A 26,686-nucleotide genomic window follows, 5' to 3' on the forward strand; every position below is an offset into this window, starting at 1 on the left:
TTCGCCGCCCGCGCGTATCGGCCGCTGCCGCTTCGGCTTGTGCCGCGGTGGCTCGTCCGTGCCGTCGAGGTCGCTCAGTCGAGGACCGCGAGGTGGTCGGCGGCGCCGCCGCGCCACTCGATCATGAAGAGGGTGGCGTCGTCGCTGGTGTGGCCGCCCCGTTCCCGCTTCAGGGTGTGGGAGAGGCGGCGCAGATCCGCCCGGACTCCCTCGGAGGGTTCCTGTGCGAGGCGGTTGACGCAGTCGATGAGGCGTGCCTCGCCGAACAGTTCCTCGGGGTTGAGGTGTTCCTCGATGATGCCGTCGGTGTAGCACAACACCCGGTCACCCGGCTGGAGTTGGTGTTCTCGGATCCGGGGCTCCTCGCCGCCGAAGCCGACGGGCAGCGTCGTCGCACTCTCCAACTGCCGCTCGACCCGCCCGCCGCGGACCAGCAGCGGCGCGGGATGGCCGGCGTTGACCAGCTCCAACTCCCCGGTGGCGATGTTGAGGTGCATCAGCTCAGCCGTGACGAAGTGATCGGGGCCGAACTGCTGGGAGACGGCATCGTCCATGTACGCGTACTTCTCGGCCAGGCTGACGAACACGCGCCGGGCATGCCGGTACGCGCCGATGGCGACGGTCGCCATCGCGGCCGCGTCCAGGCCGTGGCCCATGGCGTCGATCACCGCGATGTGCAGGATGTTCTCGTTGAGGGCGTAGTCGAAACTGTCGCCGGCGACGCGGTAGGCGGGCTCCAGGTTGCCGGCCAACGCGACCTGCGGCACGGTCATGCTCAGCGGCGGCAGCAGGCTCCACTGGATCTCCGCCGACACGCTCATCGGTTCCCGGCGCCGGGCCAGGAAGAACTGGTCGGTGTACGCGTTCTTGGTGACCAGCATGTCGGCCACCAGACCCGCGAGCCGACGCAGGAGACGCCGGTCGTCGTCGCCGACGGAGTCGATGGTCAGAGCCAGCACGCCCACTGTGTCGCTGCCGTCGAGGAGCGGCAGATACATCCGCACGCCGCCACCGACGGCCGGCGCCTCGACGACATCCGCGAGCAGGAAGGCCCGGCCGGCAGGTGTACCGGCCATCGGCTCGGGGTGGCCGACGTGCAGCTTCCGGCCCGGCAATGGCACCAGCACTTCCTGCGCGTAGTCCTGGAGCAGGATGGAGACGTCGCGGCCGCCGATCCCGGCCACCTCCTCCGCGACCAACGGGGCGATCAGCTGCGGCGGCACCACCCGCGCCCGGTCGAGGAGCAGGCCGAGCAGCCGCTCGCCGAACCCCTCCGACCGATCCACGTCGTCCCTTTCCATGACCAGGCTGCCGCTGCCCTGACCCGCCTGCCGTCCGCACCCGCTCTCCGCCGCGCTCGGCGCGACGTGGGGATCGGCCGGGAACGGCGCACTCCGTCATGCCGTGCAGGCCCACTCCGCCGCCCGGGGGCGGGCCGGAATGCGGGGCGGTGCCGCTGTCGAGCCCCGGTGAGCGGTTGCCCTGTTCACATTCTGAGGGGCGGGGCGGTCGGGGGCACGTCGTCGGCGAGGATCAGCTCGATCCTGTCGGGGTGCTCGGCGTCGCCCCGGTCGACCGGCTCGTTCGCGTCGTACCCCCCCCATGTGATCGTCCACGTTCGGAGCGCGGGCAGGGGGCCTGGGAGTGGGGCGGCGCGCCCCGCGGGTGGGCCGTCATGCCCGCCCGGGGGCAGTCGGCACGTCGGCGACTTCGTGGCCGTGCGCCCCGTCGGACATCCCGGTGCCGGCCGGCCACGAGTGGGGCGATCCGGCGGCTGCGCCGGTGTCGACGGTCAGGTGGAGCCGAGTGCCGCCGGCCGGCGCCGGGCAGCTGCGCGGTTCCCTGCTCGCGAAGGTGTGGCGGAGCAACTCGGCTACGGCGCGGGCGGTTTCGGGGAGGGGGCGGCGACGATCCGTATTCGGCCGGCCCGGTCGGCGGGTCGGTCGCGGTCACGGTACGGACCTCCGTACCGGATGCGCTGCCGGTCGTACTCGGATGTCCCGTCAGGGGCGGCGAGCGGGCGGCGGGCCTCTTCTGCGCCCTGCTACCAGGCCCGGCGTCCTGTGCCGGTGGTAGCCGGGAGGGCGGCGGAGGGGCGGGAACGGGTCGCTGAAGCGGTGGGCCGCGATGCGCGCGTCGTGCTGGGCGTTGAGTCGGTGGATCAGGCCGATGCCCAGGGCGATGACGAGGGCGATCGCCGTGATCAGCAGGAAGACGTCCATGCCGTCACCAACCCCATCTGGTCTTGCGCAGGGGAATCATGCGGGCCCCGACGACCGGACTCTGCCGGGGCGGGGGCACGAGTGCTTGTGCAGCCCCGCCGTCGGTGTCCCAGTCGGCCCGGCCCCGCTCGTCCTGCCGCGGCTCGTCCCCGTCGGTGCCGGCCGCTTCCGCCTCGTCGGCCATGAGGTCGCCGGCGGTGCGGAGGCCGCCCGGAGCGGAGGCGGCGCTCATCAGCCGGGCGGCCGCGGCGGGCTCGGTCTCCGGCGGGACCACGAGGAGGTCGTACCGCCCCACGGTGTAGGAGCGCAGGATCACCTTGTCGGGCCCCAGCTCGGTGAACCAGCCCACGTGCACGACGCGGCCCGGGACGGGCACCTTGCGCGGGACGACGGGCCAGCGGACGGGGTTGACTAGGACGCGGGTGATGCGCCCCCAGGTGCCCTCCAACGCGTCGAGGAGCAGCGGCAGTTCGGCCGCGAGGTCCCGCGAGCGGGGCCACCAGGCGCCGTCCAGGAGACCCGTACGGGCCGTGCCCGGCGTCAGCGCGACACGCGCCTGCGCCGTGGGGCCGACAGGGGTGGGGAAGGAAGTGAACGAGGTGGCCATGACGCGGACCAGTCTCCAGGCCGCCTGTGAGCGGCCCGGCGTATCGATCGCCGGAAACGACGTCCGCGTGGGAGCGGGTGTACGAAGAACTCCCGGTGTCTCCAGCCTACTCCGCCACACCCTCCGAAAGCCCCTGTTCAGCCGTTCCTCCGGCCGGCCCGGGGGCGGCCGGAGGCGCCGGGCCGCAGGGCCGGGAACGTGTGCCGCGGGCATCGGAGTACGGTGAAACAACGGCGGCGTCCAGCCGGCGAAGCGGTGTCGGCAACCCCGGCAGGCAGGTGGAGCACCATGGCCGAATCCGACAACCCCAGGCCCGTCCCCACCGTCCGGAAGCTCCTTCCGGACGAGATCCATCAGGCCGTGAAGCCCGGTGCGACGCTGTTGCGGCTGCAGACGACGCGGTCACGCGAAGGCGCCCTCGACGGCGCCTGGTGGCCCCGCTCCCGTGATGTCGACGCGGAGCTCCCCGCGCTGATCCGGGCCCTCACCGCACACCTCGGCCCCATCACCAGGGTCGGCCTGGACAGTGCGGCCTGGACGCAGATCCCCACCCGTCTGGTCGTCGACGACCGCGTGGTGCACCTCGACTCGTTCCCCGTGGGCGACGACACCGTCCTGATCACCCGCGGCGGCAGCGACCACTTCGCCCTCCTCGTGGTCCCGCCGCAGGCCGACGCGGAGGCGGCCCGCGAGGCGATGGCCCGCGCGGTCGACGCCGGCAGCGCCGCCCAGGCCACCGAGATCCTCCTCGCCGTACTCCCCGAGTCGACGGCGGCCGAGAAGTAGTGGCTCTGCGCCACTCGTGACGACGGGATGCACGGGGACGTGCGCCTGTCAGGATGCGCGGCGGCCTGTGCTCGTCGATCAGGCCGTGGACGGCCGAAATGCACGCCAGGATAGGCAGGTGTCGGTGGCCTCGACTGCGCGAGCCTCAGCCGTGCGCGCCCAAGGACCGCGTGCGGTGCACCGGCCCGTAGATCAGCGTGTGCGGACCCCGCCTGTCGAAGCACGGGAAGAACCGGGCACGGGGCTGCGGGGCCACTCCGCAGGCCGTGGCGGCGCTCCGTGAGGACGAGCCCATCCGTACGAAAGGACCGCGGGGAAACGGATGGCAGGCTCGGCGGTCGGCCGCTTGGGAAGGTGGGAGTGACCGTTCTACGGTGGCCTCCGGGACCGTCGGCAGACGGGGGTCAGTGGTTGAAGGGGGCTTGGTGGAGGCTGAGTTGACGGCTCTCGCGACAGCGGGGGCGACGACGATGGTGGGCCTGATGGTCACGGAGTCGTGGACGCATGCGAAGCAGCGACTGGTCGGCTTCCTCCGCAGACGCCGGACGGACGCCGACACGGAAGGCGAACTTCAGGCGGCGAGCGACGAGTTGACCGGAGCGCGGGAGTCGGGGGAGCGGGACGACGGGGAAGCAGCGGCAGCAGTCGAGGCCGCATGGCGTGCTCGACTGCTGGAGCTCCTGGCCGAGGACCCCGCTGCCGCAACGGAGTTGCGTACCCTGATCGCGGAGCTGGGCGACATGCTGCCTGCCGCTGCGGCGCGCGGCGGCAGCCATTACGGCCCCGACCTCCAGGGCGCACACATCCACGGCGGCATCACGTTCAACGTCCCGCCGACAGAGCCCGACGGCAGTGCGCTGCCCGACCAGGTTCCCCCGCTGACCGTGCGGTTCAGCAACCGCGTCGCCGAGCTCAGGGAGCTCAGTCGAGGTCTGGCCGCGGCAGGGCACAGCCAGGGCCGGGCCGCGGTCGGAGTGGACGTGCTCGACGGACTCCCGGGCGTCGGAAAGACGGCACTGTCCTGGCACTGGGCCGACTCGGTCCGCGACCGGTTTCCGGACGGTCAGCTGTACGTCGACTTCACGGCGCTGCAGGGCGAGTCGCGCGGCGGTGACGTCTCCGAGGCCCTGGCCATGCTGCTCAGGTCGTTGCAGGTGAAGGACGACTGCATCCCCAGGTCGCTCGAGGAACGGGCGGCCCTGTACCGCTCCCGCAGCGCGGACCGCAGGCTGCTGCTCGTACTCGACGACGTGACCCGGCCGGCACAGGTGCGGGCGCTGATCCCCAAGGGGACCGGCAGCGCAGTCCTGGCCACGAGCCGGCGTCGCCTGGCGGAACTCGCCCTGGACGGCGCCAGGTTGATCTCCGTCAAGCCGCTGGACGAGGAGGGCGGCCTCGCTCTGCTGCGCGACCGGCTGGGCGAGGAGGCGGTCTCCGCCGAGCCCGCGGCCGCGGCACGCCTGGTGTCCCTGTGCGACGGGCTTCCCGTGGCCCTGCAGATCGTGTCCGCCCGCCTGCTCGTCGACGAGCACCTGACCATGGCGGAGCTGGCGGAAGAACTCACCGACGAGGCCCGCCGCCTCGCCGGACTGTCCCTCGACGGAGGCCACCGCGAGGACGGCGAGAACGAGGAGCATTCGGTGTCGGCAGTTCTCGATTCCGCCTACCGCGCCCTCAGCCCGGACGCGGCTCGGATCTACCGTCTCCTCGGCCGGCTGCCGATCAGCACCTTCGACGCGGGGGTCGTCGCGGCAGCAGCCCGACTCGACACCGTGGCGGCACGGCAGGCGCTGGGATCGTTGGTGGCTGCATGCCTGCTGGACCGCACGGCCGACCGCCGATACCACCTGCACCGTCTCGTCCGGCTGCACGCGAAGAAGCGCGCTGCCCAGGAGGAACGGCCCGACGGCGAGCAGAGGGACCTGCCGTCCGCCGAGGAACGGACGGTGACGGAGCGTGTGGCGAGGCACTATCTGGCTCTCACCGCGTTCGCCGACCGGGCCATTCGGCTGGACCGCCTGCGCATCGCCGACCTCTCCGCACTCCTCGCCCGCGCCACCGACCCCTTCGCAGCCCCCGGAGGCCCTTCGCCTCTGGAGTGGCTGGAGGCCGAGCGATTCGCGATCCTGGCGGTGCTGCGCGCAGGACGCCGTCACGGACTCGACCACCTGGTGTGGCCGTTGGCCGAGGCGTTCACCGCGTACTTCCTGCAGCGCCGCCACCTCGCGGGATGGCGCGAATCGCTCACGCTGGGGGTCGAGGCCGCCGTCGCGTCTGCCGCAGTCGCAGAAACGGCGGAGGACGTCGCGGTGGCGGCACAAGCCGAGGCACGGCTGCGCAGTCTCCTCTCGCGGCCCCTGATGGACCTCGGCGAGCAGGAACGCGCCGGTGCGGAACTGCGCACGGCCGTCGCCCGCGCGGACGTCACCGATCATCTGGTCCTGCGCGCATCCGTGCAGGAGTTCCTGGGCCGCTGCCTGGAACGGACCGACGCGGACCAAGCCGTTACGGCCTACCGGGCGTCGCTCGACCTCAACCTGAGGGCCGGCGAAGCCCGAGGCGCTGCCATCGCCCGGTACTTCCTCGGCAGCGCCCTGCACACCCGCGGCGAGCACACGCAGGCCCTGGAAACTCTGCGGAGCGCCCGTCAGGAGTTCCTGGGCCTGACCGAGCCCGACGCGCGCATGGCGGCCCGCGCCCAGGCCGCGATCGGTCAGGTCCTCGCCCGCCGGGGCGACACCGAGGACGCGGTGAGCGCCCTCAGCGAGGCCGCACGGACCCTGCACGACCTCAAGGCCACGCACTACGAAGCGCAGGCGCTGGTGATGCTCGCCGAGACGGTGCGCCAGGAGGAGGGCGGTACGGCGGAGGTGCGCGCATGGCTGTCCAGGGCGCTTGAGATTCACGAGGAGAACGGCAGCGGCGAGGCGGAAGCCGTGCGCCACCGCCTGGCCGAACTCGACGAGTGAGGCGCCGAAGCCGTGTTCAGTCGTCCCCGGCCGGCAGCCGGGGACGCAGCCCGACCAGCACGTTCTCGTCACCGACGCCCGTGATCCGCAGCTTCAGCCAGACGTCGTCGAGCGCTGCCCCTGCGCGTACGCAGGCGTACACAGCGGCCGCGGCCAGACCGGGGTCCCTGCCGACACCGGTCGGTGTCGCCTCCACCACCCGCCCGTCCCGCAGCCCGACGAGACAGCCGCCTCCCCGTACGGTGGTCGCCGCGGCGAGACAGCCCGGCAGGCGGGCCAGCGTCTCCCGGATCCACCGCTGTGCGCCGCCGGCGGTGGACGCCGGGCGGGCCCCGAGAACCACCGACGCGCTTTCGACAAGCCTCGAGTCGGACTCCGATTCACAGCAGGCGAGATGGGTGAAGGAGCCGGGCATCGCGGCAGCGTCCTCCCGGGCGGGCGGCGCCACGGAGGCGGGGAAACGCGTGACCTGCACGGCCGGCTCGTCCGCGCCCCATGCGGCCGAGGTGACCACCTCCCAGGCGGTGACCGGGGTGGGGACAACATCCGGAACCGGCAAGGTACGGGCGGCCGGTGGCGGTGAGGAAGGCTCCGGCAGCTTCAGCAACTCGTACAGGAGCGCGCGCATCCGGGGCAGTGCCCGACCGGGGTCGGCGAAGGCCCGCTCGGCCAGCCGCGCGTAGGTCTCGGGCCTGTGCTCCCGTACGGCGTCCTCGATCTGCTGGGGCACGTTTCCGTGGAGGTCGAGGTGGTGAGCCGTCGCGGCGAGGTCGGCGGCCGCCGTGCCCGCCACGGAGTCCTCGCCGAAGGCGGCGAGCAGAACGGGCCGGCCCGACGCCGCGGCGTACAGCGTGACCGATCCGTGGTCGCCGACGACCACGTCCGCGGCGGCCACGGCAGCCCGCCACGCGTGTACAGGGGGCATGAGCAGCAGGCCGGCGTCGAGAGCCGCCGACTGATGAGCGCGAATCTGCCAGGCGCCGTGCGCCGACCACACGTTGGGATGGACAACGGCCGCGACCCGGTGGCCGTCGTAGCAGAGTCCAGCCAACAGGCGTGCGGGCAGGTCGGGTTGTCGGCCGAGCAGCGACGTGGGCCCCCACGTGGAACTGACGACCACCAGGCGCTGGTGATCCGCGACCCCCAAGGCTTTCCGGTATGCGCGACGCAGGGGCCTGCTCGCCACGATCTCGTCCAGACACGGATCTCCGACCAGGACCGTGCGCCCCGCGCTCTCCGGGTGGGCGGAGCGGAGCTGCTCGCGTTGAGCCGGGTGGGAGACGGCCAGCCACGCCCGGCCCGAGGCCAGCAGGGAGTCGCTCACGACTCCTGACAGCCGGGTACGGGAACTGCGCGAGTCCGGCACGTACTTCTGGAACCCGACGCCGTGCGGCAGCACCAGGACCGGGTAATCGCCCTCAGGCACCTCGATGTTCTCGCTGGCGGTGAGAACCAGGTCGGGGCTGATGTCCCGAAGCTGCCCCCACGGCATGACACGGCAGCCGGCATCGTGCAGCACGTCCAGGACGCCGGCGTTGAACGCGGACGTGTCGTCGTACGCGAACACGACGGCCACGCGTGGGTCTCCGCGCAGCAGCGACGGCAGTGCTTCGAGGGTGCGCACGGTCGAGGTGACGGTGCGCGCGGCGACGACGAGAACCCGCTCCGCCGGGAACGTGCGCCAGCGGTGGGCGTCGGCGCCCACCGGCACACGAAGGTGGTGGTCACCGAACACGGAGACCACCACCGGCGGCCCGCGCCTCGGAGTCAGTCAGTCGTGCGCGGTGCGCGGTGCGCGGTGCGCGGTGCGCGGTGCGCGGTGCGCGGTGCGCGGTGCGCGGTGCGCGGTGCGCGGTCATCGTGGGCCTATCACAGTTCAAGCTGCGCATCAATCTCTCTGGGTTCATGCCGAGGATCGGTCCACCGTAATGGGCTTGCCCCGCGGACGACATCCTCGCCCCGGTCGAGCGGCTGGAGCGGGCTGCGTCTGCGCGTGGTGGTCCGTTGGCTCTGCTGTGGCTGACCGCGGCGCGCCGCGCTGTGCCGTTGGCCTAGTGAAAGTGGTGGCTGTTGAACCATCGGTCGCCCTCGTGCTGAGATGTTCGGGCGATGGCGCTGCGGATCCTGAAGGATCTCCGCGGCGCCTTTCTCATGTCGGAACTCATGTAACCGCGCAGCTGGTGCGCGGAGCGGGCGGGGCAACTTGCTGAAGAGAGCGTTCGTGGCGCCGGATCCGGGGCGGATCCGGCTGCGGTTCGCGAGCCGGGCCGTGCTGGGCATCGGGCTCGCGGTGGCGTTGTGCGGAGCGGTGGGGTACTCACTGGTGGCTGCCATCACCGGGGGACTGACGGCGCTGCTCGCTCTGTTCACGGTGACGGACGCGACCGTCCGAGGGCAGGCGCTGACGACTGCGCTGATGCCGGCTGTCGGATTGCCGGTGCTCGCGCTCGGGGCCGTCCTGCACGACGAGCCCCTCGCCCTGGACGCGGTGTTCCTGGCGGTCGTCGGAGCCGGGGTGTATGCGCGCCGCTGGGGACCGCGCGGGCACTCGCTCGGCGTGTACGCGTTCATGACCCTCTTCGTGGCCCAGTTCCTGCATGCCGTGCCCGGCCAACTGCCCGAGCTGTACGGGGCCATGCTCCTGTCTCTGGCGGCGTCGTCCGCGGTGCGGTTCGGAGTGTGGTGCTACGAGCGCCGGATTCCCGCACCGGCCGTGGTCGCCGCCCCGACCGGGGGCGAGGGGCTCGCTCGGATGACGACCCGGCAGGCCGTACAGGCGGTCGTGGCCACCGGCATCGCGCTCACCGCGGGGCACGTCCTTTCCGATCAGCGTTGGTACTGGGCTGTCGGCGCCGCCTGGTGGGTGTTCGTCAACACGACCTCGCGCGGCGAGACAGTGGTGCGCGGTTTCAGGCGGTTCCTGGGAACGGTGCTGGGGGTGGCCCTGGGTCTGGCCGTCGCCGTCCCGCTGCATCACGTGCCGGCGGTCGCCGTGGTCGTCATCGCGATCTGCGTGTTCGGCATCTTCTACACCGCTGCCGTCTCGTACACGTGGATGATGCTCGCCGTGACGGTGATGGCGAGCATGCTGTACGGGATGCTCGGCGTGCTCGACACCGGGCTGCTGGCGCTGCGCGTGAGCGAGACCGCGGTCGGCGCGCTCGGAGCCGTCCTGGCTGTGCTGTTCGTGCTGCCGGTGACCACGCATGCCGTGACCGAGGCGTGGGTGGAGCGCGCGTTGCACTGTGTGCGCGCCTGCACGGCGGAGGCGGCGGCGCGGCTCGCCGGCAGCCCGAACGCGGATCCGGCCCCGCGCGTGGCCGAACTGGAGGCGATTCTGGGGCGGGTACGACAGTCGCTCGCGCCGCTCGTGCACCCGCTCAGCCCGATGCGGGCTCGCAAGGGGCGGGCCCGGCAGGTGCTCGCGCTGCTCGACGAGTGCGCGCGTGAGGTGCGTGGCCTCGCGTCGGTGGCTGCCGACCCCGAGGCCTCGCACGACGCACGGCTCGCTGCCGCGTGCTGGCGGGTGGAGGCCGCAGTCGAGGCACTCACCGACGCGCCGACCGTCCGGCGGCGCGTCCGCCCCGACGACGCAGAGGCCCCCGAGCCGACCGGCGTCGAGCCCGTCCTGGCCCACCTCCACGCTCTGGAGCGCGCGCTGCTCGACCTGGCTGTTCCTTTGCGCAGGTCCAGCGAGCTGTCGGTTCGCACCTGAGGTGCTGAGGCTGCGCGGCACTTGGCAGGACGACCGTGTCGAGCAGCCTCGCGGACTTCCCGGTCGAGCACGGCATCCACACCGGTAGACGGCATCCATACCGATAGGTGGCGAGGGCTCCTCCTTGCCTTCCCCGGCTCCCTCTGCGCGGGCGTCGCCGTGCTGCCCCACCTGCCGGTCGCCACGCACTGCGTCACCGACGCGCGAGTCGAGCGCGCTGCGGTCCGTGCACGCCGGCACCGCCGAGGCCGCCCTCGCCGGCACCGCCGAGGCCGAGCCGGCCACGCGTCGCCGAACTCGACAGCACCCGGCCGGGTACGACTCCCCCTCGCGCCCCTCGGCCCGCTCGCGCCCTGCTCAGCCCGATGAGGGCCCGCAAGGGGTGCACCCGGCCGCGTCCTCGCTCTGCTCGACGCCTGTGTGCCGGGGGGGGGGGCGGGCGCGGCCTGACGCCGCCGAACCGGTCCTCGCCCAACCCGGCGCCGCGGAGCACGCCCTCCCCGTACCGGCTGTCCCGCTGCGGCGATCGGACCGGGTGGCGGTGGGGCATGAGCCCAGGCTCCGGCGGTCGACCTTCGGCGGGACCCTCGAACTCCGCCCCTTGGTCTAGACCCCCTGCTACCGTCGCCCCCGGCAGGCACCTCACCGGCAAGGGGTTCAGACGTGGGCGACGCGCGGGCGTACATCGGTTCCTTCACCTCCGCCGGAGGCCACGGCGTCACCGTCGCCCGGCTCGACGCCGACAGCGGCGCCCTCACCCCGCTGGCCGCGACCGACGCCGTGCCCGACCCCTCGTACCTCGCGCTCGCACCCGACAGGGGCGTCCTGTACGCGGTGAGCGAGACCGAGGACGGCGCGGCCGCCGCGCTCTCCGTACGCGACGACGTGCCGGAACTGATCGCTCCGCCCGTGCCCGTGCGGGGCTCGGGGCCGACGCACCTCGCGCTCGCCGACGGCCGGCTGCTCACCGCCAACTACGGCTCGGGCAGCGTCTCCTGCCTGCCGCTCGGCGCCGACTCCGCGCCCGCCGGGCCCGTCCACGTCCTGCGGCACGAGGGCACCGGCCCCGACCCGGACCGGCAGGAGGGCCCGCACGCCCACCAGGTGCTGCCCGCCCCGGCCGGCGGCTTCGTCCTCACCGTCGACCTCGGCACCGACACCGTCGGCGTCCGCACTCTCGCCGACGGCGCCCTGCGCGTCCACCGCGACGTGCCGATGCGCCCCGGCAGCGGACCGCGCCACCTGGCCTTCCATCCCGACGGCCACACCGTGTACGTACTCAACGAACTCGCCCCGACCCTCACCGTCTGCGCCTGGGACCCGGTTGCCGGACAGCTCACGCCCCGCGCCGAGATCCCCGTGCTCGACGGCGACCCGAGCGGCGACGCGTACCCCTCGGAGGTCGTCGTCGCGCCCGACGGGCGGTTCGTGTGGACCGCCACCCGCGGTCAGGACGTGATCTCCGTGCTCGCCGCCGATCCGGACGCGGCGGACGGCTCGGGGCTCCGGCTCACCGCCACCGTCGACTGCGGCGGACACTGGCCGCGCGACCTGGCCCTGCACCCGTCGGGCCGTTTCCTGTACGCGGCGAACGAGCGGTCCGGCGACGTCACCTGGTTCACCGTCGACCCGGAGACGGGCCTGCCCCGGCGCGGCGGCTCCGTCCCCGTACCGGCCGCGTCCTGCGTCGTCTTCGGCTGACGCCCGACGACCCGCCCCCGGCCTTCGCGAGCGGCGGTCGCGGGCATGCGAAGGGCCCGTCACCCGGAGGCCGGGGGACGGGCCCTTGGAGGTCGGACAGTTCGGACAGGCCGGACCTGTGCGTGCTAAGTCGCCCAGCTCGCCGCTCAACGCGACTGGGGGGCGCCCTGGCCCTGCGGCGGTGTGATGCCGAGCGCGGCCATGTACTGCGACAGCGCCAGCTTGCCGATCGCCGGGTACGCGCCCAGCGCCTCCGCGTACGCGCAGCCCGCGTCCTTGGCGGCGGCGTCGAGGAGGCCCTCGGGCACCTCGGGGCCGATCAGGTGCGGGGCGAGCGCCAGGTGCGCGGAGCCGGAGCCCCGCAGCTGCTCGGCGGTCGCGGCGATCGCGCCGTCCTGGTCGAGCGCGGCGGCCATCACCGGCACGGCGAGGCGCGCGGCGAGCAGCATGCCGGTGATCCCGGCGGCCTGCACGGCCTCCTCGCCGCCGATGGTCGCGAGGATGATGCCGTCCGCGGCCGTGGCCACCGTGAACAGGCGCGCGCGGTCGGCGCGGGCGAGCCCGGCCTCCGACAGGCGGACGTGCAGCGCCTCGGCGAGCAGCGGGTGCGGACCGAGCACGTCGGTCAGCTCGGCGGCCACGCGGCTGTCCATGACGGCCTGGCGGACCTGGCGCATCAGCGCGTTGTCCGGGCCGGCGAGGAGCGGCACGACGACGGCGACGGGGCCCTGCGGGGCGGGCACGTCCTGGCCGGCGGCGAGCGCCTGCTGGTGGCGGGCGGTGCGCTGCTCGGCGGCGTGCGCGAGCACGGCGGGCAGCGTGGGGTACTCGGCGTCGTCACCGTCGAGGTAGCCGATCCGGGCGTCCAGGCCGGGCAGCTCGGAACGGGCGATGCTGACGACCTCTTCGGCGAGGCCGCGCGTCGCCGAGGACGGCGCGCCGGGCACGGCGAGAACCAGTGCGGGTGCTCCCTCGGGAGCCACCGCGGGTTCCGGGCGGCGGTGCCGACCGGGCTGTCGAGGTCGCGGCATTCGTACGGGCAGGCCGTTGTCGGGCCCAGTGGGGGAGCTCATGGCGCCGCATGCTACTGGTTTCCGGCGTGGCGCTGTTCGGGCAGGTGCCACCTGAGTGGTATCCGTCCGGTTTTATCCGTTGAGCGGCGAATTCCGTGACTGTCGGATTCCAGGCGCTAGTTGACACCCCTCGGCACACGCGCAGGTCAGACCGTCGACGCCGGTGCCGCTGGGGCGACGGGGCGCGTGTCCCGGTGCCGTCGGGGCGATGGGGCGCGTGTGCCGGTGCCGCTCGGCCCGTCGGGCGCTCGCCTCGGCGGCCACGGGGCGCGCTCAGGGCAGGTGCAGCATGCGCCCGTCGTGCGGCAGCCGCAGCTCACCGGCCGCGAGGGCCCGCGCGAGGACCACGGCGCCGTCGAGCGGATCGCCCTCGGCCGGGACGGCCCGCGTGCCGGGCCGTCGGGCGGCCAGCTCCTCCTCCAGCGGTACGAGCAGGGGCGCACCCATCTTGAACAGGCCGCCGGTGAACGCCACTTCGGCCTCCGGCCCGCTCGGGCAGGCCGCGACGGCCGCTTCCGCGATGTGCCCGGCCGCCTCCCGCAGGATGCCCGCCGCGACCGGGTCGTGCGGTGCACAGCGGGCCACCTCGGGCGCGAACGAGGCGAGCACCGCCGGACGGTCGGACCGCGGGTAGAGCTTGCCGGGCAGTTCGTGCGCCGGGCCGTCGAAGCGCGCCTCGGCCGCCGCGAGCAGCGCCGGCGAACCTCCGCGCCGCCCGTCGTACGCGCGCATCGCCGCGTCGAGTCCGGCCCTGCCGATCCAGGCGCCGCCGCCGCAGTCGCCGAGCAGGTGACCCCAGCCGTCGGCCCGGCGCCAGCTCCGCAAGTCCGTGCCGAGCGCGATCAGGCCCGTGCCCGCGGCGACGACCGCGCCGGGCCGCTGCCCGAGCGCCCCCGCGTACGCCGTCACCGCGTCCGCCGCGAGCGCGACCCGGCGCACGCCGAAGGTCTCGGCGAGCGCTGCGGGCAGGCGGGCGCGCAGATCGCCGCCCAGGGTCGCCATGCCCGCAGCGCCCACGGCGACGGCGGAGATCGCCGCACCGGCGTCCGCCGCCCCGCCGACCGTGCGCTCGCGCCCGGCGTCGGCGTCGGCATCAGTATCGGTATCGACTTCGACTTCGGCGAGCAACTCACGTGCCATCGGGGCGAGTTGGCCCATCAGATGCCCGGCGTCGATGCCTGCCTCGCCGGTGCGTACGGGTTCGCGGGACACGCGCGTGTGCCGTCCCGCGGCGCCGACTGCGGGCGCCAGCGTCACGCGCAGGCCGGAGCCGCCCGAGTCGACGCCGAGCACCCAGGGCGCGGCGGCGGTCACGGCAGCCGCCAGTCCACGGGCTGCGCGCCCTGCCGTACCAGCAGGTCGTTGACCCGGCTGAACGGGCGCGAGCCGAAGAAGCCGCGGTCGGCGGACATCGGCGAGGGGTGCGCGGACTCGACCGCCGGCAGGTCGCCGAGGAGCGGGCGCAGGTTGCGGGCGTCCCGGCCCCAGAGCACGGACACCAGCGGGCGCCCCCGCGCGGCCAGGGCGCGGATCGCCTGCTCCGTGACCTCTTCCCAGCCCTTGCCGCGGTGCGCCGCCGGACGCCGGGGCGCCGTGGTGAGCGCCCTGTTGAGCAGCAGCACGCCCTGCCGCGTCCACGGCGTGAGGTCGCCGTTGCTCGGCTGCGGCACGCCCAGGTCGGAGCCCAGCTCGCGGTAGATGTTGATCAGGCTGGGCGGCAGCGGCCGCACCTCCGGCGCGACGGAGAAACTCAGCCCCACCGCGTGCCCCGGAGTGGGGTACGGGTCCTGCCCGACGATGAGCACCTTCACCTCGTCGAAGGGCTGCTGGAACGCTCTCAGGACATGCGCCCCGGACGGGAGGTACGTACGGCCCGCCGCGATCTCCGCGCGGAGGAAGTCCCCCATCCCGGCGACGCGTTCGGCCACCGGCTCGAGAGCCGCGGCCCAGCCTGGTTCGACGATTTCTTTCAACGGTCGTGCTGCCACGGCGTCACCCTACTGGTGCAACGGACGTGGCGATCAACCCCGAGACCGACATACGACCATCCCCCCTGCGGCGGCCGGAGCCCCTCGGCCCCGGCCGCCGTACGCTTCCCCCGAGCCCGGCACACGCACGGCCGACGCCGCCGAACTCCCTTGATCCCCCTGGCACTTCGCCCAGTACGCGCGATACGCACCGGTACGCGTGGTACGGCGCGGTTCCCCGCCGCTGCTCAGCCGATCACCGCCGCCCGTACGCACAGCACGTCCGGCAGGTGCGTGGCAAGCGTCTGCCAGCTCTCGCCGTCGTCCGCGCTCGCGAACACCTCGCCGTTGCGGTTGCCGAAGTACACGCCCGCCGGGTCCGCGTCGTCCGTGCAGAGCGCGTCCCGCAGCACCGTGCCGTAGTGGTCGGTCTCCGGGAGGCCCTCGGTGAGCGGCTCCCACGTCTTGCCCGCGTCCTGCGTACGGAAGACCCGGCAGCGATGCTCGGCGGGGACACGGTCGATGTCGGCGTTGATCGGGAACACGTACGCCGTGTCCGCGCGGTGCGGGTGGGCGGCGACGGCGAAACCGAAGTCCGAGGGGAGGCCCTCGCCGATGTCCGTCCAGCGGGCGCCCCCGTCGTCGCTGCGGTACACCCCCCAGTGGTTCTGCAGATACAGGCGGTCCGGGTCCGCCGCGTCCCGGGCGACCTTGTGCACGCACTGGCCGAACTCCGGGTTCGGGTCGGGCAGGAACACCGCCGACACCCCGGAGTTGGACGGCTGCCAGCTCGCGCCCCCGTCCTCGGTGCGGAACACGCCCGCGGTGGACACGGCGACCGTGATCGCGTTCGGGTCCCGGGCGTCCGTCAGGATCGTGTGCAGCCCCTCGCCCCCACCGCCCGGCACCCACTGCGAGCGCGTCGGGTGCTCCCACAGCGGGCGGACCAGCTCGAAGCTCTCGCCGCGGTCCTCCGAGCGGTACAGGGCGGCGGGTTCCGTGCCCGCGTACACCACGTCCGGCTCGGCCGCGGAGGGGTGCAGCTGCCAGACGCGCTCCAGTGAAGTCCCGGTGTCCTTCGGGAACTTGACGGGTGGCTTCGTCGGCTCGGTCCAGGTGGCGCCCAGGTCGTCGGAGTGGAAGACCGACGGACCGTAGTGCGCACTGTCCCCGCCCGCCAGCAGGCGCGGGGTGTCGCCCCGGGTGTCGATCGCGACGGAGTACACCGCCTGCGCGTTGAAATGCGGTCCGTCGAACTCCCAGGCGACGCCTCGCCTGTGTCCCAGGAAGAGTCCCTTCCGGGTGCCTACGGCGAGCAGAACATCGGTCGGCATGCCGACCACCTCCGGTGCATGTCGGTTGACCTCGTTGTCCACGACATGGGTCAGTCTGCACCCGGGCACTGACAACGGCCCGGGAAACACCCCGGACCTGCGGTGATCCGCCGCCCCGGGGCTCCGCCCCGGCCCCCCGGCCCCACGGGTCCTCGTTCGTCTGCGGCTTCGTCGTGGCTGGTCGCGCAGTTCCCCGCGCCCCTTTTTTCGGGGCTGCGCCCCGACGGGCCCCGTTCGGCTGCCGCGTCGTCGTGGCTGGTCGCGCAGTTCCCCGCGCCCCTTTTCGGGGCTGCGCCCCGGGCCCGGGCGGGCGCGCGGCCCCGTGCCCCTGGGCTAGGAGGCGTTGCCGGGGGGTGCCACCAGGGAGCCGATTGTGGTGATCTCGGCGGGGCCCACTCGGCAGCAGCCGCCCACCAGGCGGGCGCCTGCGTTCACCCAGCTCAGGACTCGTTCGGACGAGAACGTCGGTGGGCCCTGCCAGGTGCGGGACTCGGCGTTCCAGGTCTCGCCGCTGTTGGGGTAGACCACGACTGGCTTGCCCGTGACCTGCGCGGCGAGCGGGACCGCGACGTCGGCGTCCTGCGGGCTGCAGCAGTTCACGCCGACCGCGAAGATCTCCTCGCACTCCGCGGCCAGCGCGAACGCCTTCTCCAGCGGCTGCCCCGCCCGCGTCCGCGTTCCCGCCACGCTGAACGACAGCCATGCCGGCACGCCCAGGCCACGCACCGCGCGCACCAGTGCCTCCGCCTCGTCCGTGTCCGGAACGGTCTCCAGGGCGAGCGCGTCGGGGCCGGCCGCGGCGAGGGTCTCGAGGCGGGGCCGGTGGAAGCGTTCCAGTTCGTCGACCGTCAGGCCGTACCGGCCGCGGTACTCCGAACCGTCCGCGAGCATCGCCCCGTACGGCCCCGCGGAGGCGGCCACCCACAGCGGACGGCGCACTCCGGCAGAGACGGCGCGCGCTGCGGCCTCGCGCGCCGACTGCACACTCAGGCGCAGCAGTTCGCTCGTACGTGCGGAGTCCAGGCCGTACCGGGCGAAGCCCTCGTACGTGGCCTGGTAGCTGGCCGTGATGGCGACGCTCGCGCCGGACTCGTAGTACGCGAGATGCGCGTCCGTGACGGCGTCGGGCTGGTCGGCGAGGAGGCGGGCGGACCAGAGGGCGTCGCTCAGGTCGTGCCCGGCGGACTCCAGCTGGTTCGACATGCCGCCGTCCAGGACCACCGGCCCGGTGGCGACGGCCTCGGGCAGTGAGGGCTGCACGCGCGGTGCTTCGGTTGCTCTTCCGATACGTCCCATGTGTCGAAGCTAACCCGGACGCCCGTCGGACGACCCCGTCCGACCTGGCCGTACGCTGGGCGCATGGCAACGGTACTGATCCTCAACGGCCCCAATCTGAACCTGCTCGGCACGCGTGAGCCCGGCATCTACGGGGCGCAGACCCTCAAGGACGTCGAGGCGCTGTGCGCGGAGACCGCGGCGGGGCTGGGCCTGACGGCGGACTGCCGGCAGTCCAACCACGAGGGCGAGTTGATCGACTGGGTGCACGAGGCGGGCCGGGCGCAGGCCGAGGGCGAGCTGATCGGCGCGGTGATCAACGCGGGGGCGTACACGCACACGTCGGTCGCGCTGCACGACGCGATCAAGGGCGTCGGCCTGCGCGCCATCGAGGTGCACATCTCCAACGTGCACGCGCGCGAGCCGTTCCGGAACCACTCGTACCTGTCGCCGGCCGCCGCGGGCATCGTCGTCGGCTTCGGCACGGAGGGGTACCGGCTCGCGATCGAGGGCCTGGACCGCCTCGCGAAGGCGGCCTCTGCCTGAGCTGCGGATTCCCTGTACCGACGGCGGATTTCCGTACGAACGCGGCGCGCCCGCCCGGTCCGTGGAGGCCGGGCGGGCGCGGCTGTGCGCGGTGGGGGAGGGCGGCTCAGCAGCGGGCGGTGAGCTGCACTCCGCACTTGGGGTCGAGCTCCGGCTCGTCGGGCGCGGGGCCCACGCGGGAGAGCAACACGAGCCAGCCGTCGGGCACTTGGACCCACGTGCGGGTGCACAGCACGCGCGCGTGGAACGGGTTTCCGAGCCAGTTGCCCTCGGCGGTCAGCGTGCGGCGGGTGATGCCGGCGCGGCCGTTGACGGTCGCGAGGGTCTCCTCGGGGACGAGGTCGGCCACGACCAGGCGTCCCGTGGACAGTTCCCTTATCTCCTCGCTGCGGTCCAGGCTGCGGCCGTCCGGGCGGACGGAGACGAATTGCGGGTGCAGCATCCGGTCGAGGGCGTCCATGTCCCGGGCCAGAACGGCGGCGGCCAGCCGTCGTTCGGCACCGATCAGGGCCTCAGCGGGGAAGATGTCGTCCATTGCGCAGATCGTACGGGCCTGTCGGGGTCCGCGGGAGGGTGTGCGAGAACGCGTCCGGCGCGTCCGGGCGGCCGGGAGGGCCGGTGGGACGCGACCGGGCGGGCGCGGGCGCGGTCGCGGAGGCCCGCCTCCGGGTCCGCGTCAACTCCGTTGTTCGGAGGGTGACATGCGGTACGCGAGGGCGATCGACGCACCCCTGAGTGGCTGCCGGGCGGGCCCGGAGCGTGTTTCGGGGGTGCGTCGACCGCCTCGCCGACGTGTCGGACCGCCTCAGATCGCCCAGGCGTACTGGTTCGGCACCTGGATGTCGGCGTCCAGCTCGCGCGCCGCGTGCAGGGCCCAGGAGGGGTTGCGCAGCAGCTCGCGGCCGAGCAGGACCGCGTCCGCCTCGCCGTTCTTCAGGATCTTCTCGGCCTGCTGCGTGTCGGTGATCAGGCCGACCGCGGCGACCGGCAGGTCCGTCTCGTTCTTGACGCGGGCGGCGAAGGGCACCTGGTAGCCGGGGCCGACGGGGATCTTGACGCCGGACACGTTGGCGCCGGAGGACACGTCGAGCAGGTCGACACCGTGCTCCTTGAGCTGCCGCGCGAACCGGACCGTGTCGTCGGCCGTCCAGCCGCCCTCGTCCAGCCAGTCGGTGGCCGAGATGCGGAAGAACAGCGGCTTGTCCTCGGGCCACACCGCCCGCACGGCGTCGACGACTTCGAGCGGGAAGCGCGTGCGGTTCTCGTACGAGCCGCCGTACTCGTCGGTGCGCTTGTTGGAGTGCGGGGAGAGGAACTCGTGGATCAGGTAGCCGTGCGCGCCGTGCACCTCGACGACCTCGAACCCGGCGTCATGCGCGCGCCGCGCCGCGTCCGCGAACTGGCCGACGATCTCGTGGATCTGGTCCACCGTCAGCTCGGCCGGCACGGGGTGCCCCTCGTGGTACGGCACCGGGCTCGGGGCGAGCGGCTGCCAGCCGTGCTCGTCGGGGCCGACCGGGTTGCCGCGGTTCTTCCAGGGGCGGTCCGTGGAGGCCTTGCGGCCGGCGTGCGCGATCTGGATGCCGGGCACGGTGCCGCGCTCCTTCAGGAACGCGGTGATCCGGCGCAGGGCCGCGACCTGGGTGTCGTTCCAGATGCCGAGGTCGGCGGGGCTGATCCGGCCCTCCGGGCTGACGGCGGTGGCCTCGACGAGGACGAGCCCGGTGCCGCCGATGGCGCGGGCGCCGTAGTGGGCGAAGTGCCAGTCGCCCGCCACGCCGGCGTTCGGGCCGAAGACCTCCGCGGAGTACTGGCACATGGGCGCCATCCATACGCGGTTGGGGATGGTCACCGACCGGAGGGTGTACGGCTCGAACAGGGCACTCACAACGGACTCCATTCGTGGATGGGGTGGCACGCCGAGCACGGCGCTCCGGCGCCACCAGGAGCGGCGCCGGTTAGTACGATACCCACCGTAGTACGAGACCTGTCAAACTACGAGGGTTCTCGTACAATGAAGTTCCCGATCGAGCTCTCCCCGGAGTTCTCGACGACACGAAGACCGGGCCGATGGAGTGGAGCCGCAGTGACCCCCGCCGCCGCGAAGAGCACGGGCAGCAGCCGCACGCTGGAGCACCCCGCGCTCGAAGAGATCCGACTCGAAGGCGTGCTGCACGCCCTCTCCGACCCGATGCGGCTGCGCATCGTCACCGAACTCGCCACCGCCGAGGACGAATTGGCCTGCTCGTACTTCGAACTGCCGGTCACCAAGTCGACCACCACGCACCACTTCCGGGTGCTGCGCGAGAGCGGTGTGATCCGGCAGTGCTACCGGGGCACGGCCAAGATGAGCGGCCTGCGCCGGGACGACCTGGACGCGCTCTTCCCCGGACTGCTCGACAGCGTCCTGAGCGCGGCGGCCCGCCAGACGGAACGCCTCGGCGCGCACTGAGCCGGGCGGTTCGGGCGACGGCTCGGCCTCAGTCCAGGTCGAGCGTGTCCAGCCACTCCACGAGGAGCCGGTTGACCTCGTCCGGCCGCTCCTGCTGCACCCAGTGGCCGCAGCCGTCGAGCAGCTGGGCCGCGTGCAGGTTCGGCACCGTCTTCGGGAAGGCGTCCACCGCGTCCGCGAGCCAGCGCGTCGACGCGTCCAGGGCCCCGGCGACGTACAGCGCGGGATGCGTGAGCGGCGCGCCGTCCCAGGGCGCGAGGTCCTGCCAGTCGCGGTCGACGTTGCGATACCGGTTGAGGGCGCCCGTCATGCCCGTACGGCCGAACTCCGTTGCCCTGGCGTCGAGTTCGGCGTCCGTGAGCCAGGACGGGAGCGGCGGGACGGCCGGGAAGCGGTCGGCCATGCGGGCGCCGCGCGGCACGAAGAACGGGGACGGGCCGTCGTGCGCCATGGTGTCCGCCGAGAGCGCCGCGTAGAAACCGCCGAGCCAGGACCGCACGTCCGGCGCGATCTCGGCCTCGGCGCGGCCCGGCTCCTGGAAGTACGCGACGTAGAACTCCTCGTCCCCGCCGATCCCCGCGAACGCCTCGCCGGGCCGCACCGGGCCGCGCGGGCCGTACGGCACGCCCAGCATGCCGACGCCCGCGCACAGCTCCGGCCTGACCAGCGCGGTGTTCGCCGCGATCGGCGACCCCCAGTCGTGCCCCACGACGACCGCGCGGTCCGCGCCGAGGGCCCGTACGACGGCGGCGTTGTCCTCGACGAGGTCGAGCATGCGGTACGCCGCCGGGTCGTCCGGCGCGGCGGAGCGGCCGTAGCCGCGCACGTCCAGGGCGGCCGCGCGGTACCCGGCCGCGGCGAGCGCGGGCAGCTGGTGGCGCCAGGACGAGGAGGTCTCCGGGAAGCCGTGCACGAGCAGCACCAGCGGCCCCGAGCCCTGCTCGACGACATGGACAGGGCCTGCGGGACCTTCGATCAGACGGTGTGCGGGCTCGGCGTACGGCATGCGGGGCTCCTCCTGCGGGGCGGGTGGACGCGGTACGTCGATGGTGGGCGCACCGGTCGCGGGGTGGCGAGCGTCTTTGCCGGCCCGGCAAATTCTGTACGGACGGGCCGAGCAGGCGCGCCGGCGGTGCCTGGCGATTCCTGCCGATTCCTACTGACGCCTACCGGCCTTCCGCCTTGTCGGCCGCCGCGAACAGGCCCTCCCAGTCCGGGATCTTCACCGGGCCGCGGCCGAGGGAGGCGCCCAGATCCGCCTCCGCGCGTTCGATCGACTCCCAGCCCGTCCACTCGACCGGCCGCACCCCGAGGGAGCGCAGCCCGTCCAGCGGGTCGCGGGTACGAGCGCCGCCGCCCAGGGGACGTGAACGCACGTCCGCCAGCAGGGAGTTGACGGTCTCCTTCGCGCACGGGCGGTTGGTGCCGATCACCCCGGTGGGCCCGCGTTTGATCCAGCCCGCCACGTACTCGCCGGGGGAGACACGGCCCGCGCGCAGCACCCGGCCCGCCTCGTGCGGCACCGTGCCCGACTCAGCGTCGAACGGCAGCCCCCGCAACGGCACTCCGCGGTAGCCGACCGAGCGCAGCGCCAACTCGGCCTGGATGTCCTCGAATTGGCCGGTACCCCGCACGCCTCCAGCCCCGTCCGGTGCGGTTCGCTCGAACCGCACCGCGCCCAACCGCCCGCCCCTGTCGAGGAGTTCGACGGGCCGCAGGAAGAACCGCAGATGGATACGGCGTGCCGCCCGGCCCTCCCGCGGCCGCTCGGCCCACTCCTTGAGGACCTCGACGTTGCGACGGTTCGGCGCGGGCAGCGAACCGGGGTCGGCGCAGGCCGGGTCGAGCGCCAACTCGGCCGGATCCACGACGACTTCGGCGTCGGCGAGCGTGTCCAGCTCCCGCAGCTCCTTCGTCGTGAACTTGGCCTGCGAGGGGCCGCGCCGGCCCACCATGTGCACGTCCCGCACCCCGCTGTGCGCCAACGCGTCGAGGGCGGCCTGCGGCATGTCCGTCGGCCGCAGCTCGTCGGCGCCGCGCGCGAGGATCCGGGCCACGTCCACGGCCACGTTCCCCGCGCCCAGCACGACGGCCGACCGCGCGTCCCGTACGAAGCCGTCGTCCGCCGCGTCCGGGTGCGCGCTGTACCAGGACACGAACTCGGTGGCCGAGCGGCTGCCCGGCAGGTCCTCGCCCGGGACGCCGAGGCGCCGGTCGGCGGCGGCGCCCACGCAGTACACCACCGCGTCGTACCACTCCAGGAGCTTGGCAGGGGAGACGCCCGCCGGGCCGACCTCGACGCCGCCTAGGAACCGCACGTGCGGGTCGTCGAGGACGGTCCTGAGGTTGTTCTGCAGTGACTTGATCTTCTCGTGGTCCGGTGCGACGCCGTACCTGACCAGGCCGTACGGGCACGGCAGCCGGTCCAGTACGTCGACGCGCACGTCCTCGCCACGGGGCGGGCCGGGGTCCCGTGCGTGTTCCAGCAGGGTCTGCGCGGTGTAGACCCCGCTCGGCCCCGATCCGACGACGGCGACATGCAGCACGGCGGGCTCCTTCCGGGAGACGGTGCCCTGGGAGGTCCCCCAGCATGGCACCGCCGCCCGGCCCGACCGGCGGGCACACGCGGCCCGGCCCGAAATCGCCGCACGGTTCGGGCATCGCGGCCCGGTCCGGAAATCGCGCCACGGTTCGGGCATCGCCGTACGGCCCGTGGATCGCCGTACGCCACGGAGGCCGAGGCCGGCCGGTCAGGACATGCCGCGCATCCGGCTGATCTCGGCGCTCTGCTGGGCCACCGTGTCGTTGGCCATCTCCTCGATCTGGATGTTGTTGCCCTCGGCGAGAAGGTCGGTGGCCATCGTCACGGCGCCGTCGTGGTGCGTGATCATCAGCTTCAGGAACAGCTCGTCGAACGCCGCGCCCTTCGCCGCGCGCAGGCTCTTCAGCTGCGCCTCGGTGGCCATGCCGGGCATGGGGGCGCCGCCGTGGCCGTCCGCGTGGCCGTCTCCGTCGCCGCCCGCGTGGCCGTCGCCGTGGCCCTCGTGGGAGCCGCCGTCCTTGCCGTGACGCTTGTGTGCGTCGTGCTTTTTCAGCCAGCCCTTCATCGCGTCGATCTCCGGCCCCTGGGCGGCGCCGATGCGTTCGGCGAGGCCCTTCACCTGCTTCGACTGGGCGCGTTCCGGGGCGAGTTCGGTCATCACGAGCGCCTGCGCGTGGTGCTCGATCATCATCTCGGCGTAGGCGAAGTCAGCCGAATTGGGGGTGTCGTCGTCGCTCTTCGCGGCCGCTTCCGCTGGCGAGATCCGCTCGTTGTCCTCGCCCGGTTTGCCCGGCGCGATCACCGCCGGACCGTCCTTGCCGGAGCCCTCGGCGCCCGCCCGGTCGCTCGCCGACGAGGAGTCACATCCCGTCAGGGCGGCCCCGATCAGGGTCACCGCGGCGAGGGCGGTGAGCACGTGGGTGCGCGGCGATCTGCGGCGTTTCGGCACAACTGCCTCCAGTGGCACACGTGTTGACGGGCGTGACGACAAGGGTGTGCCGTCCACGACTTACATGACAAGTACGTTGCCATCTGTTGATATGGGCATGGCGACGACGATACTGCGGGTGTCCGTGAACCGTTCAACTCTGAACGGCTACAAGGGAGGACACGCAGTGACCCTGTTGACCGAACCCCGAGCGCGACGCAGACGCCTGGGCGTCTTCGCCGCGGCCGCCGGGCTCGCCGCAGCACTCCTGACGGCAGCACCTGCCGCGGCCACCCCCGACCCGGGCGACGCGCCCACCAAGCGCGAGGTCTCGAAGAGCGAGCAGGCCGAGGCCGAGCGGGCGATAGAGAGCGGCGAGATACCCGCGCCGAACGAGATCGTCCACTCCGACAACATCGAGCACCTCGGGAACACCCCCAAGGACGCGCTGAAGGGCACCAATTCGGACCTGGCCTTCCAGGGCAAGTACGCGTTCGCAGGCAACTACGACGGCTTCCGCATCTTCGACATCAGCAACCCGAAGGCGCCCAAGACCGTCGCCCAGGTGCTCTGCCCCGGCTCGCAGAACGACGTGTCGGTCTCCGGGAACCTGCTGTTCCTGTCCACCGACTCCTCGCGCAGCGACAGCAGCTGCAACAGCACCACGCAGCCGGCGACCGAGAAGTCCTCGTGGGAGGGCATGAAGGTCTTCGACATCAGCGACAAGGCCAACCCCAAGTACGTCGCCGCCGTCGAGACCGCCTGCGGCTCGCACACCCACACCCTGGTGCCCGAGCGCAAGAACGTCTACGTGTACGTCTCCTCGTACTCGCCGAGCGCCACCTTCCCGGACTGCCAGCCGCCGCACGACGGGATCTCCGTCATCAAGGTGCCGCGCAACGCGCCGCAGAAGGCCGCGGTCGTCGGCTTCCCCGTGCTGTTCCCCGGTGACGGGCCGGACGGCGGCGGCAACCCGGGCGGGCCCACCAACCCGGGCGTCTCGAAGACCACCGGCTGCCACGACATCACCGTGCTGCCCTCGAAGGACCTCGCGGCCGGCGCGTGCATGGGCGACGGCATCCTCTTCGACATCGAGGACCCGGAGCAGCCGAAGGTCATCGACCAGGTGCAGGACAACGTGAACTTCGCGTTCTGGCACTCGGCGACCTTCAACCAGACCGCCGACAAGGTCGTCTTCACCGACGAGCTCGGCGGCGGCGGCGCGGCCACCTGCAACGAGGCCACCGGGCCGAACCGCGGTGCCGACGGCATCTACGAGATCCAGGGCAAGGGCGACGACCGCAAGCTGGTCTTCAAGAGCTACTACAAGATCCCGCGCCACCAGGCGGACACCGAGAACTGCGTCGCCCACAACGGCTCGCTGATCCCGGTCAAGGGCAAGGACCTCATGGTGCAGGCCTGGTACCAGGGCGGCATCTCCGTCTGGGACTTCACCGACTCCGCCAAGCCGAAGGAGATCGCGTACTTCGAGCGCGGCCCGCTGTCCACGGACGCCATCCAGTCCGGCGGCTCCTGGTCCGCGTACTACTACAACGGCCACATCTACTCGAACGACATGGCCAAGGGCTTCGACGTACTGAAGATCAACGACAAGCGTACGGACCCGGCCAAGAGCGTCCGCATGAGCGAGCTGAACGTGCAGACGCAGCCCGACTACTTCGGGTGACGTGCCGGGGCGGGCCGGGGCACTGACGCCGGCCCGCCCGCGGCCGCCGCTGCCGCCCCGGTGAGCGGTTCCGTGCCGCCCACCGGGGCCAGCGTCGTCCGGGGCCCGACGGCGGGCCGCTCGCCGGGCGGGAACCCGGCCTCCCAGTCCAGGCCGTACCGCTGGAACAGCTCGGCGCGCAGCGTGGCCGCGGGCATCGGGGCGCCGGGCAGCAGCACCGCGACGACGGCGCCCATCAGCAGGGCGCGCAGCAGCGGGTACTCGACGTCGACGTCCTCCGCGCCGTACCGCCGCACGGTGTCCTTGAGCAGCTCGGCGAGCCGCTGCTGCTCGGGGCACTGCACGAAACCCTCGGCCTGCAGGATGCCCGCCATGTGCGTCCGCATCAGCACCGGCCGCTCCTGCGCGAGCCCCAGGATCGCGTCGATGGCGCGGGCGAGCCGCTCGCGCCCGTCGTCGGTGCGCGGCTCGCGCTCCAGGGCGGCCTCGAGGGTCAGATGCATCAGGCGGTGCACGGCGGACTGCAGCAGCTGGCGCTTGCCGGGGAAGTAGTACGAGATCAGGCCGCGGGCGGAACCGGCGAGATCCGCGATGTCACCGAGGGTCGTCGCCTCGTAACCGCGCTCGCCGACCAGCGTCACCGTCGCGTCGAGCAGCCGCTCGCGGGACCGGCGCCGCAATTCCTCGTTGACCGCTGCGCTTCGCGGAGACATCCTGAACTCCTGCGTTGACTGGCTCGCAGCCAACTATACTCAGCGCGTACGCCGAGCCCCTCCCGGGCCCGGCCGGCCGTTCGCATTTCGGGCGACGCGGGGGATCGTCCGAAATGCGGGCGGCTTTTTGTGTACGCGGGCGGGTGTCGGGTCGGGTTCGTCGTCCTGG

The 26,686-nt window shown here is 73.0% G+C and carries 22 protein-coding genes; 7 read left to right on the plus strand and 15 right to left on the minus strand.

The window, feature by feature from the left end:
• Nucleotides 1-74: 74 nt before the first annotated feature.
• The 3 genes from ACIDOF_RS22755 to ACIDOF_RS22765 form a co-directional block, all read right to left on the minus strand.
• Complete coding sequence (locus tag ACIDOF_RS22755; RefSeq protein ID WP_409007859.1) at nucleotides 75-1,301, minus strand: PP2C family protein-serine/threonine phosphatase; 1,227 nt, start codon at nucleotides 1,299-1,301, stop codon at nucleotides 75-77.
• Between the two features lie 702 nt (nucleotides 1,302-2,003).
• A complete protein-coding gene (locus ACIDOF_RS22760) occupies nucleotides 2,004-2,222 on the minus strand; it encodes a hypothetical protein (protein WP_409007860.1) in 219 nt (72 codons plus the stop codon).
• Nucleotides 2,223-2,226: 4 nt separating this feature from the next.
• Nucleotides 2,227-2,829 (minus strand): DUF5994 family protein, encoded by a 603-nt coding sequence (locus tag ACIDOF_RS22765; RefSeq protein ID WP_409007861.1) that lies wholly within the window; start codon nucleotides 2,827-2,829, stop codon nucleotides 2,227-2,229.
• Between the two features lie 288 nt (nucleotides 2,830-3,117).
• On the opposite strand from ACIDOF_RS22765, the gene ACIDOF_RS22770 reads away from it, so the two are divergent.
• Both ACIDOF_RS22770 and ACIDOF_RS22775 read left to right on the plus strand, forming a co-directional pair.
• Nucleotides 3,118-3,615 carry a DUF5994 family protein gene (locus ACIDOF_RS22770; RefSeq protein WP_409007862.1) on the plus strand — a complete coding sequence of 166 codons (498 nt, stop codon included), beginning with the start codon at nucleotides 3,118-3,120 and terminating at the stop codon, nucleotides 3,613-3,615.
• A 425-nt stretch (nucleotides 3,616-4,040) separates the two neighbouring features.
• A complete protein-coding gene (locus tag ACIDOF_RS22775; RefSeq protein ID WP_409007864.1) occupies nucleotides 4,041-6,584 on the plus strand; it encodes an NB-ARC domain-containing protein in 2,544 nt (847 codons plus the stop codon).
• Nucleotides 6,585-6,600: 16 nt separating this feature from the next.
• Here ACIDOF_RS22775 and ACIDOF_RS22780 read toward each other — a convergent pair whose 3' ends face one another.
• A complete protein-coding gene (locus tag ACIDOF_RS22780; RefSeq protein ID WP_409007865.1) occupies nucleotides 6,601-8,319 on the minus strand; it encodes a hypothetical protein in 1,719 nt (572 codons plus the stop codon).
• Nucleotides 8,320-8,787: 468 nt separating this feature from the next.
• Here ACIDOF_RS22780 and ACIDOF_RS22785 point away from each other — a divergent pair, with 468 nt between their 5' ends.
• The gene (locus tag ACIDOF_RS22785) at nucleotides 8,788-10,299 is read left to right on the plus strand and encodes an FUSC family protein (RefSeq protein WP_409007866.1); all 1,512 of its coding nucleotides are present in this window, start codon (nucleotides 8,788-8,790) and stop codon (nucleotides 10,297-10,299) included.
• 663 nt (nucleotides 10,300-10,962) lie between these two features.
• The gene (locus ACIDOF_RS22790; protein WP_409007867.1) at nucleotides 10,963-12,000 is read left to right on the plus strand and encodes a lactonase family protein; all 1,038 of its coding nucleotides are present in this window, start codon (nucleotides 10,963-10,965) and stop codon (nucleotides 11,998-12,000) included.
• A 146-nt stretch (nucleotides 12,001-12,146) separates the two neighbouring features.
• On the opposite strand, the gene ACIDOF_RS22795 is transcribed toward ACIDOF_RS22790, so the two are convergent.
• The 5 genes from ACIDOF_RS22795 to mmuM all read right to left on the minus strand — a co-directional run bounded on the left by ACIDOF_RS22795 (nucleotide 12,147) and on the right by mmuM (nucleotide 17,670).
• Nucleotides 12,147-13,073 carry a sirohydrochlorin chelatase gene (locus ACIDOF_RS22795; RefSeq protein WP_409007868.1) on the minus strand — a complete coding sequence of 309 codons (927 nt, stop codon included), beginning with the start codon at nucleotides 13,071-13,073 and terminating at the stop codon, nucleotides 12,147-12,149.
• A gap of 273 nt (nucleotides 13,074-13,346) precedes the next feature.
• Entirely contained in the window at nucleotides 13,347-14,387 is a 1,041-nt protein-coding gene (locus ACIDOF_RS22800) for an N-acetylglucosamine kinase (RefSeq protein WP_409007869.1), read from the minus strand.
• The gene (locus ACIDOF_RS22805) at nucleotides 14,384-15,061 is read right to left on the minus strand and encodes a uracil-DNA glycosylase (protein ID WP_409007870.1); all 678 of its coding nucleotides are present in this window, start codon (nucleotides 15,059-15,061) and stop codon (nucleotides 14,384-14,386) included. Before ACIDOF_RS22805 ends, ACIDOF_RS22800 begins: the two co-directional genes overlap by 4 nt.
• Nucleotides 15,062-15,288: 227 nt before the next feature.
• Entirely contained in the window at nucleotides 15,289-16,443 is a 1,155-nt protein-coding gene (locus ACIDOF_RS22810) for a WD40/YVTN/BNR-like repeat-containing protein (protein WP_409007871.1), read from the minus strand.
• Nucleotides 16,444-16,707: 264 nt separating this feature from the next.
• Nucleotides 16,708-17,670: a homocysteine S-methyltransferase gene (mmuM, locus tag ACIDOF_RS22815; protein WP_409007872.1), complete on the minus strand. Its 963-nt coding sequence runs from the start codon at nucleotides 17,668-17,670 to the stop codon at nucleotides 16,708-16,710.
• 63 nt (nucleotides 17,671-17,733) lie between these two features.
• Between mmuM and aroQ the strand changes: the two genes are divergently transcribed.
• Nucleotides 17,734-18,195 (plus strand): type II 3-dehydroquinate dehydratase, encoded by a 462-nt coding sequence (aroQ, locus tag ACIDOF_RS22820; RefSeq protein WP_409007873.1) that lies wholly within the window; start codon nucleotides 17,734-17,736, stop codon nucleotides 18,193-18,195.
• 106 nt (nucleotides 18,196-18,301) lie between these two features.
• Here the strand turns inward: aroQ and ACIDOF_RS22825 are convergent, their stop codons facing one another.
• Nucleotides 18,302-18,730 carry a nuclear transport factor 2 family protein gene (locus ACIDOF_RS22825; protein WP_409007875.1) on the minus strand — a complete coding sequence of 143 codons (429 nt, stop codon included), beginning with the start codon at nucleotides 18,728-18,730 and terminating at the stop codon, nucleotides 18,302-18,304.
• A gap of 270 nt (nucleotides 18,731-19,000) precedes the next feature.
• Nucleotides 19,001-20,083: an NADH:flavin oxidoreductase/NADH oxidase gene (locus ACIDOF_RS22830; RefSeq protein ID WP_409007876.1), complete on the minus strand. Its 1,083-nt coding sequence runs from the start codon at nucleotides 20,081-20,083 to the stop codon at nucleotides 19,001-19,003.
• A 198-nt stretch (nucleotides 20,084-20,281) separates the two neighbouring features.
• Here ACIDOF_RS22830 and ACIDOF_RS22835 point away from each other — a divergent pair, with 198 nt between their 5' ends.
• A complete protein-coding gene (locus ACIDOF_RS22835) occupies nucleotides 20,282-20,647 on the plus strand; it encodes an ArsR/SmtB family transcription factor (RefSeq protein ID WP_409007877.1) in 366 nt (121 codons plus the stop codon).
• 28 nt (nucleotides 20,648-20,675) lie between these two features.
• Here the strand turns inward: ACIDOF_RS22835 and ACIDOF_RS22840 are convergent, their stop codons facing one another.
• The 3 genes from ACIDOF_RS22840 to ACIDOF_RS22850 all read right to left on the minus strand — a co-directional run bounded on the left by ACIDOF_RS22840 (nucleotide 20,676) and on the right by ACIDOF_RS22850 (nucleotide 24,138).
• On the minus strand, nucleotides 20,676-21,653 hold the full coding sequence (locus ACIDOF_RS22840; RefSeq protein WP_409007878.1) for an alpha/beta fold hydrolase: 978 nt from the start codon (nucleotides 21,651-21,653) through the stop codon (nucleotides 20,676-20,678).
• Between the two features lie 160 nt (nucleotides 21,654-21,813).
• On the minus strand, nucleotides 21,814-23,193 hold the full coding sequence (locus tag ACIDOF_RS22845; protein ID WP_409007879.1) for an FAD-dependent oxidoreductase: 1,380 nt from the start codon (nucleotides 23,191-23,193) through the stop codon (nucleotides 21,814-21,816).
• A 204-nt stretch (nucleotides 23,194-23,397) separates the two neighbouring features.
• Nucleotides 23,398-24,138, minus strand: coding sequence for a DUF305 domain-containing protein (locus tag ACIDOF_RS22850; protein WP_409007880.1), 741 nt, complete (start codon nucleotides 24,136-24,138; stop codon nucleotides 23,398-23,400).
• Between the two features lie 166 nt (nucleotides 24,139-24,304).
• Here ACIDOF_RS22850 and ACIDOF_RS22855 point away from each other — a divergent pair, with 166 nt between their 5' ends.
• Nucleotides 24,305-25,804 carry an LVIVD repeat-containing protein gene (locus tag ACIDOF_RS22855; protein WP_409007909.1) on the plus strand — a complete coding sequence of 500 codons (1,500 nt, stop codon included), beginning with the start codon at nucleotides 24,305-24,307 and terminating at the stop codon, nucleotides 25,802-25,804.
• On the opposite strand, the gene ACIDOF_RS22860 is transcribed toward ACIDOF_RS22855, so the two are convergent.
• Entirely contained in the window at nucleotides 25,792-26,517 is a 726-nt protein-coding gene (locus ACIDOF_RS22860) for a TetR/AcrR family transcriptional regulator (RefSeq protein ID WP_409007881.1), read from the minus strand. The two genes, ACIDOF_RS22855 and ACIDOF_RS22860, sit on opposite strands and share 13 nt — an antisense overlap.
• Nucleotides 26,518-26,686: the final 169 nt, after the last annotated feature.

The sequence above is a fragment of the Streptomyces sp. Da 82-17 genome, assembly GCF_046098215.1.
GTDB lineage: Bacteria > Actinomycetota > Actinomycetes > Streptomycetales > Streptomycetaceae > Streptomyces.

Bases quoted from the DNA above. Each gene is read 5' to 3' on its own strand.
- mmuM (WP_409007872.1), bottom strand. From the start codon at position 17,670: ATGGGACGTATCGGAAGAGCAACCGAAGCACCGCGCGTGCAGCCCTCA.
- aroQ (WP_409007873.1), top strand. From the start codon at position 17,734: ATGGCAACGGTACTGATCCTCAACGGCCCCAATCTGAACCTGCTCGGC.
- ACIDOF_RS22760 (WP_409007860.1), bottom strand. From the start codon at position 2,222: ATGGACGTCTTCCTGCTGATCACGGCGATCGCCCTCGTCATCGCCCTG.
- ACIDOF_RS22765 (WP_409007861.1), bottom strand. From the start codon at position 2,829: ATGGCCACCTCGTTCACTTCCTTCCCCACCCCTGTCGGCCCCACGGCG.
- ACIDOF_RS22755 (WP_409007859.1), bottom strand. From the start codon at position 1,301: ATGGAAAGGGACGACGTGGATCGGTCGGAGGGGTTCGGCGAGCGGCTG.
- ACIDOF_RS22795 (WP_409007868.1), bottom strand. From the start codon at position 13,073: ATGAGCTCCCCCACTGGGCCCGACAACGGCCTGCCCGTACGAATGCCG.
- ACIDOF_RS22770 (WP_409007862.1), top strand. From the start codon at position 3,118: ATGGCCGAATCCGACAACCCCAGGCCCGTCCCCACCGTCCGGAAGCTC.
- ACIDOF_RS22825 (WP_409007875.1), bottom strand. From the start codon at position 18,730: ATGGACGACATCTTCCCCGCTGAGGCCCTGATCGGTGCCGAACGACGG.
- ACIDOF_RS22840 (WP_409007878.1), bottom strand. From the start codon at position 21,653: ATGCCGTACGCCGAGCCCGCACACCGTCTGATCGAAGGTCCCGCAGGC.
- ACIDOF_RS22860 (WP_409007881.1), bottom strand. From the start codon at position 26,517: ATGTCTCCGCGAAGCGCAGCGGTCAACGAGGAATTGCGGCGCCGGTCC.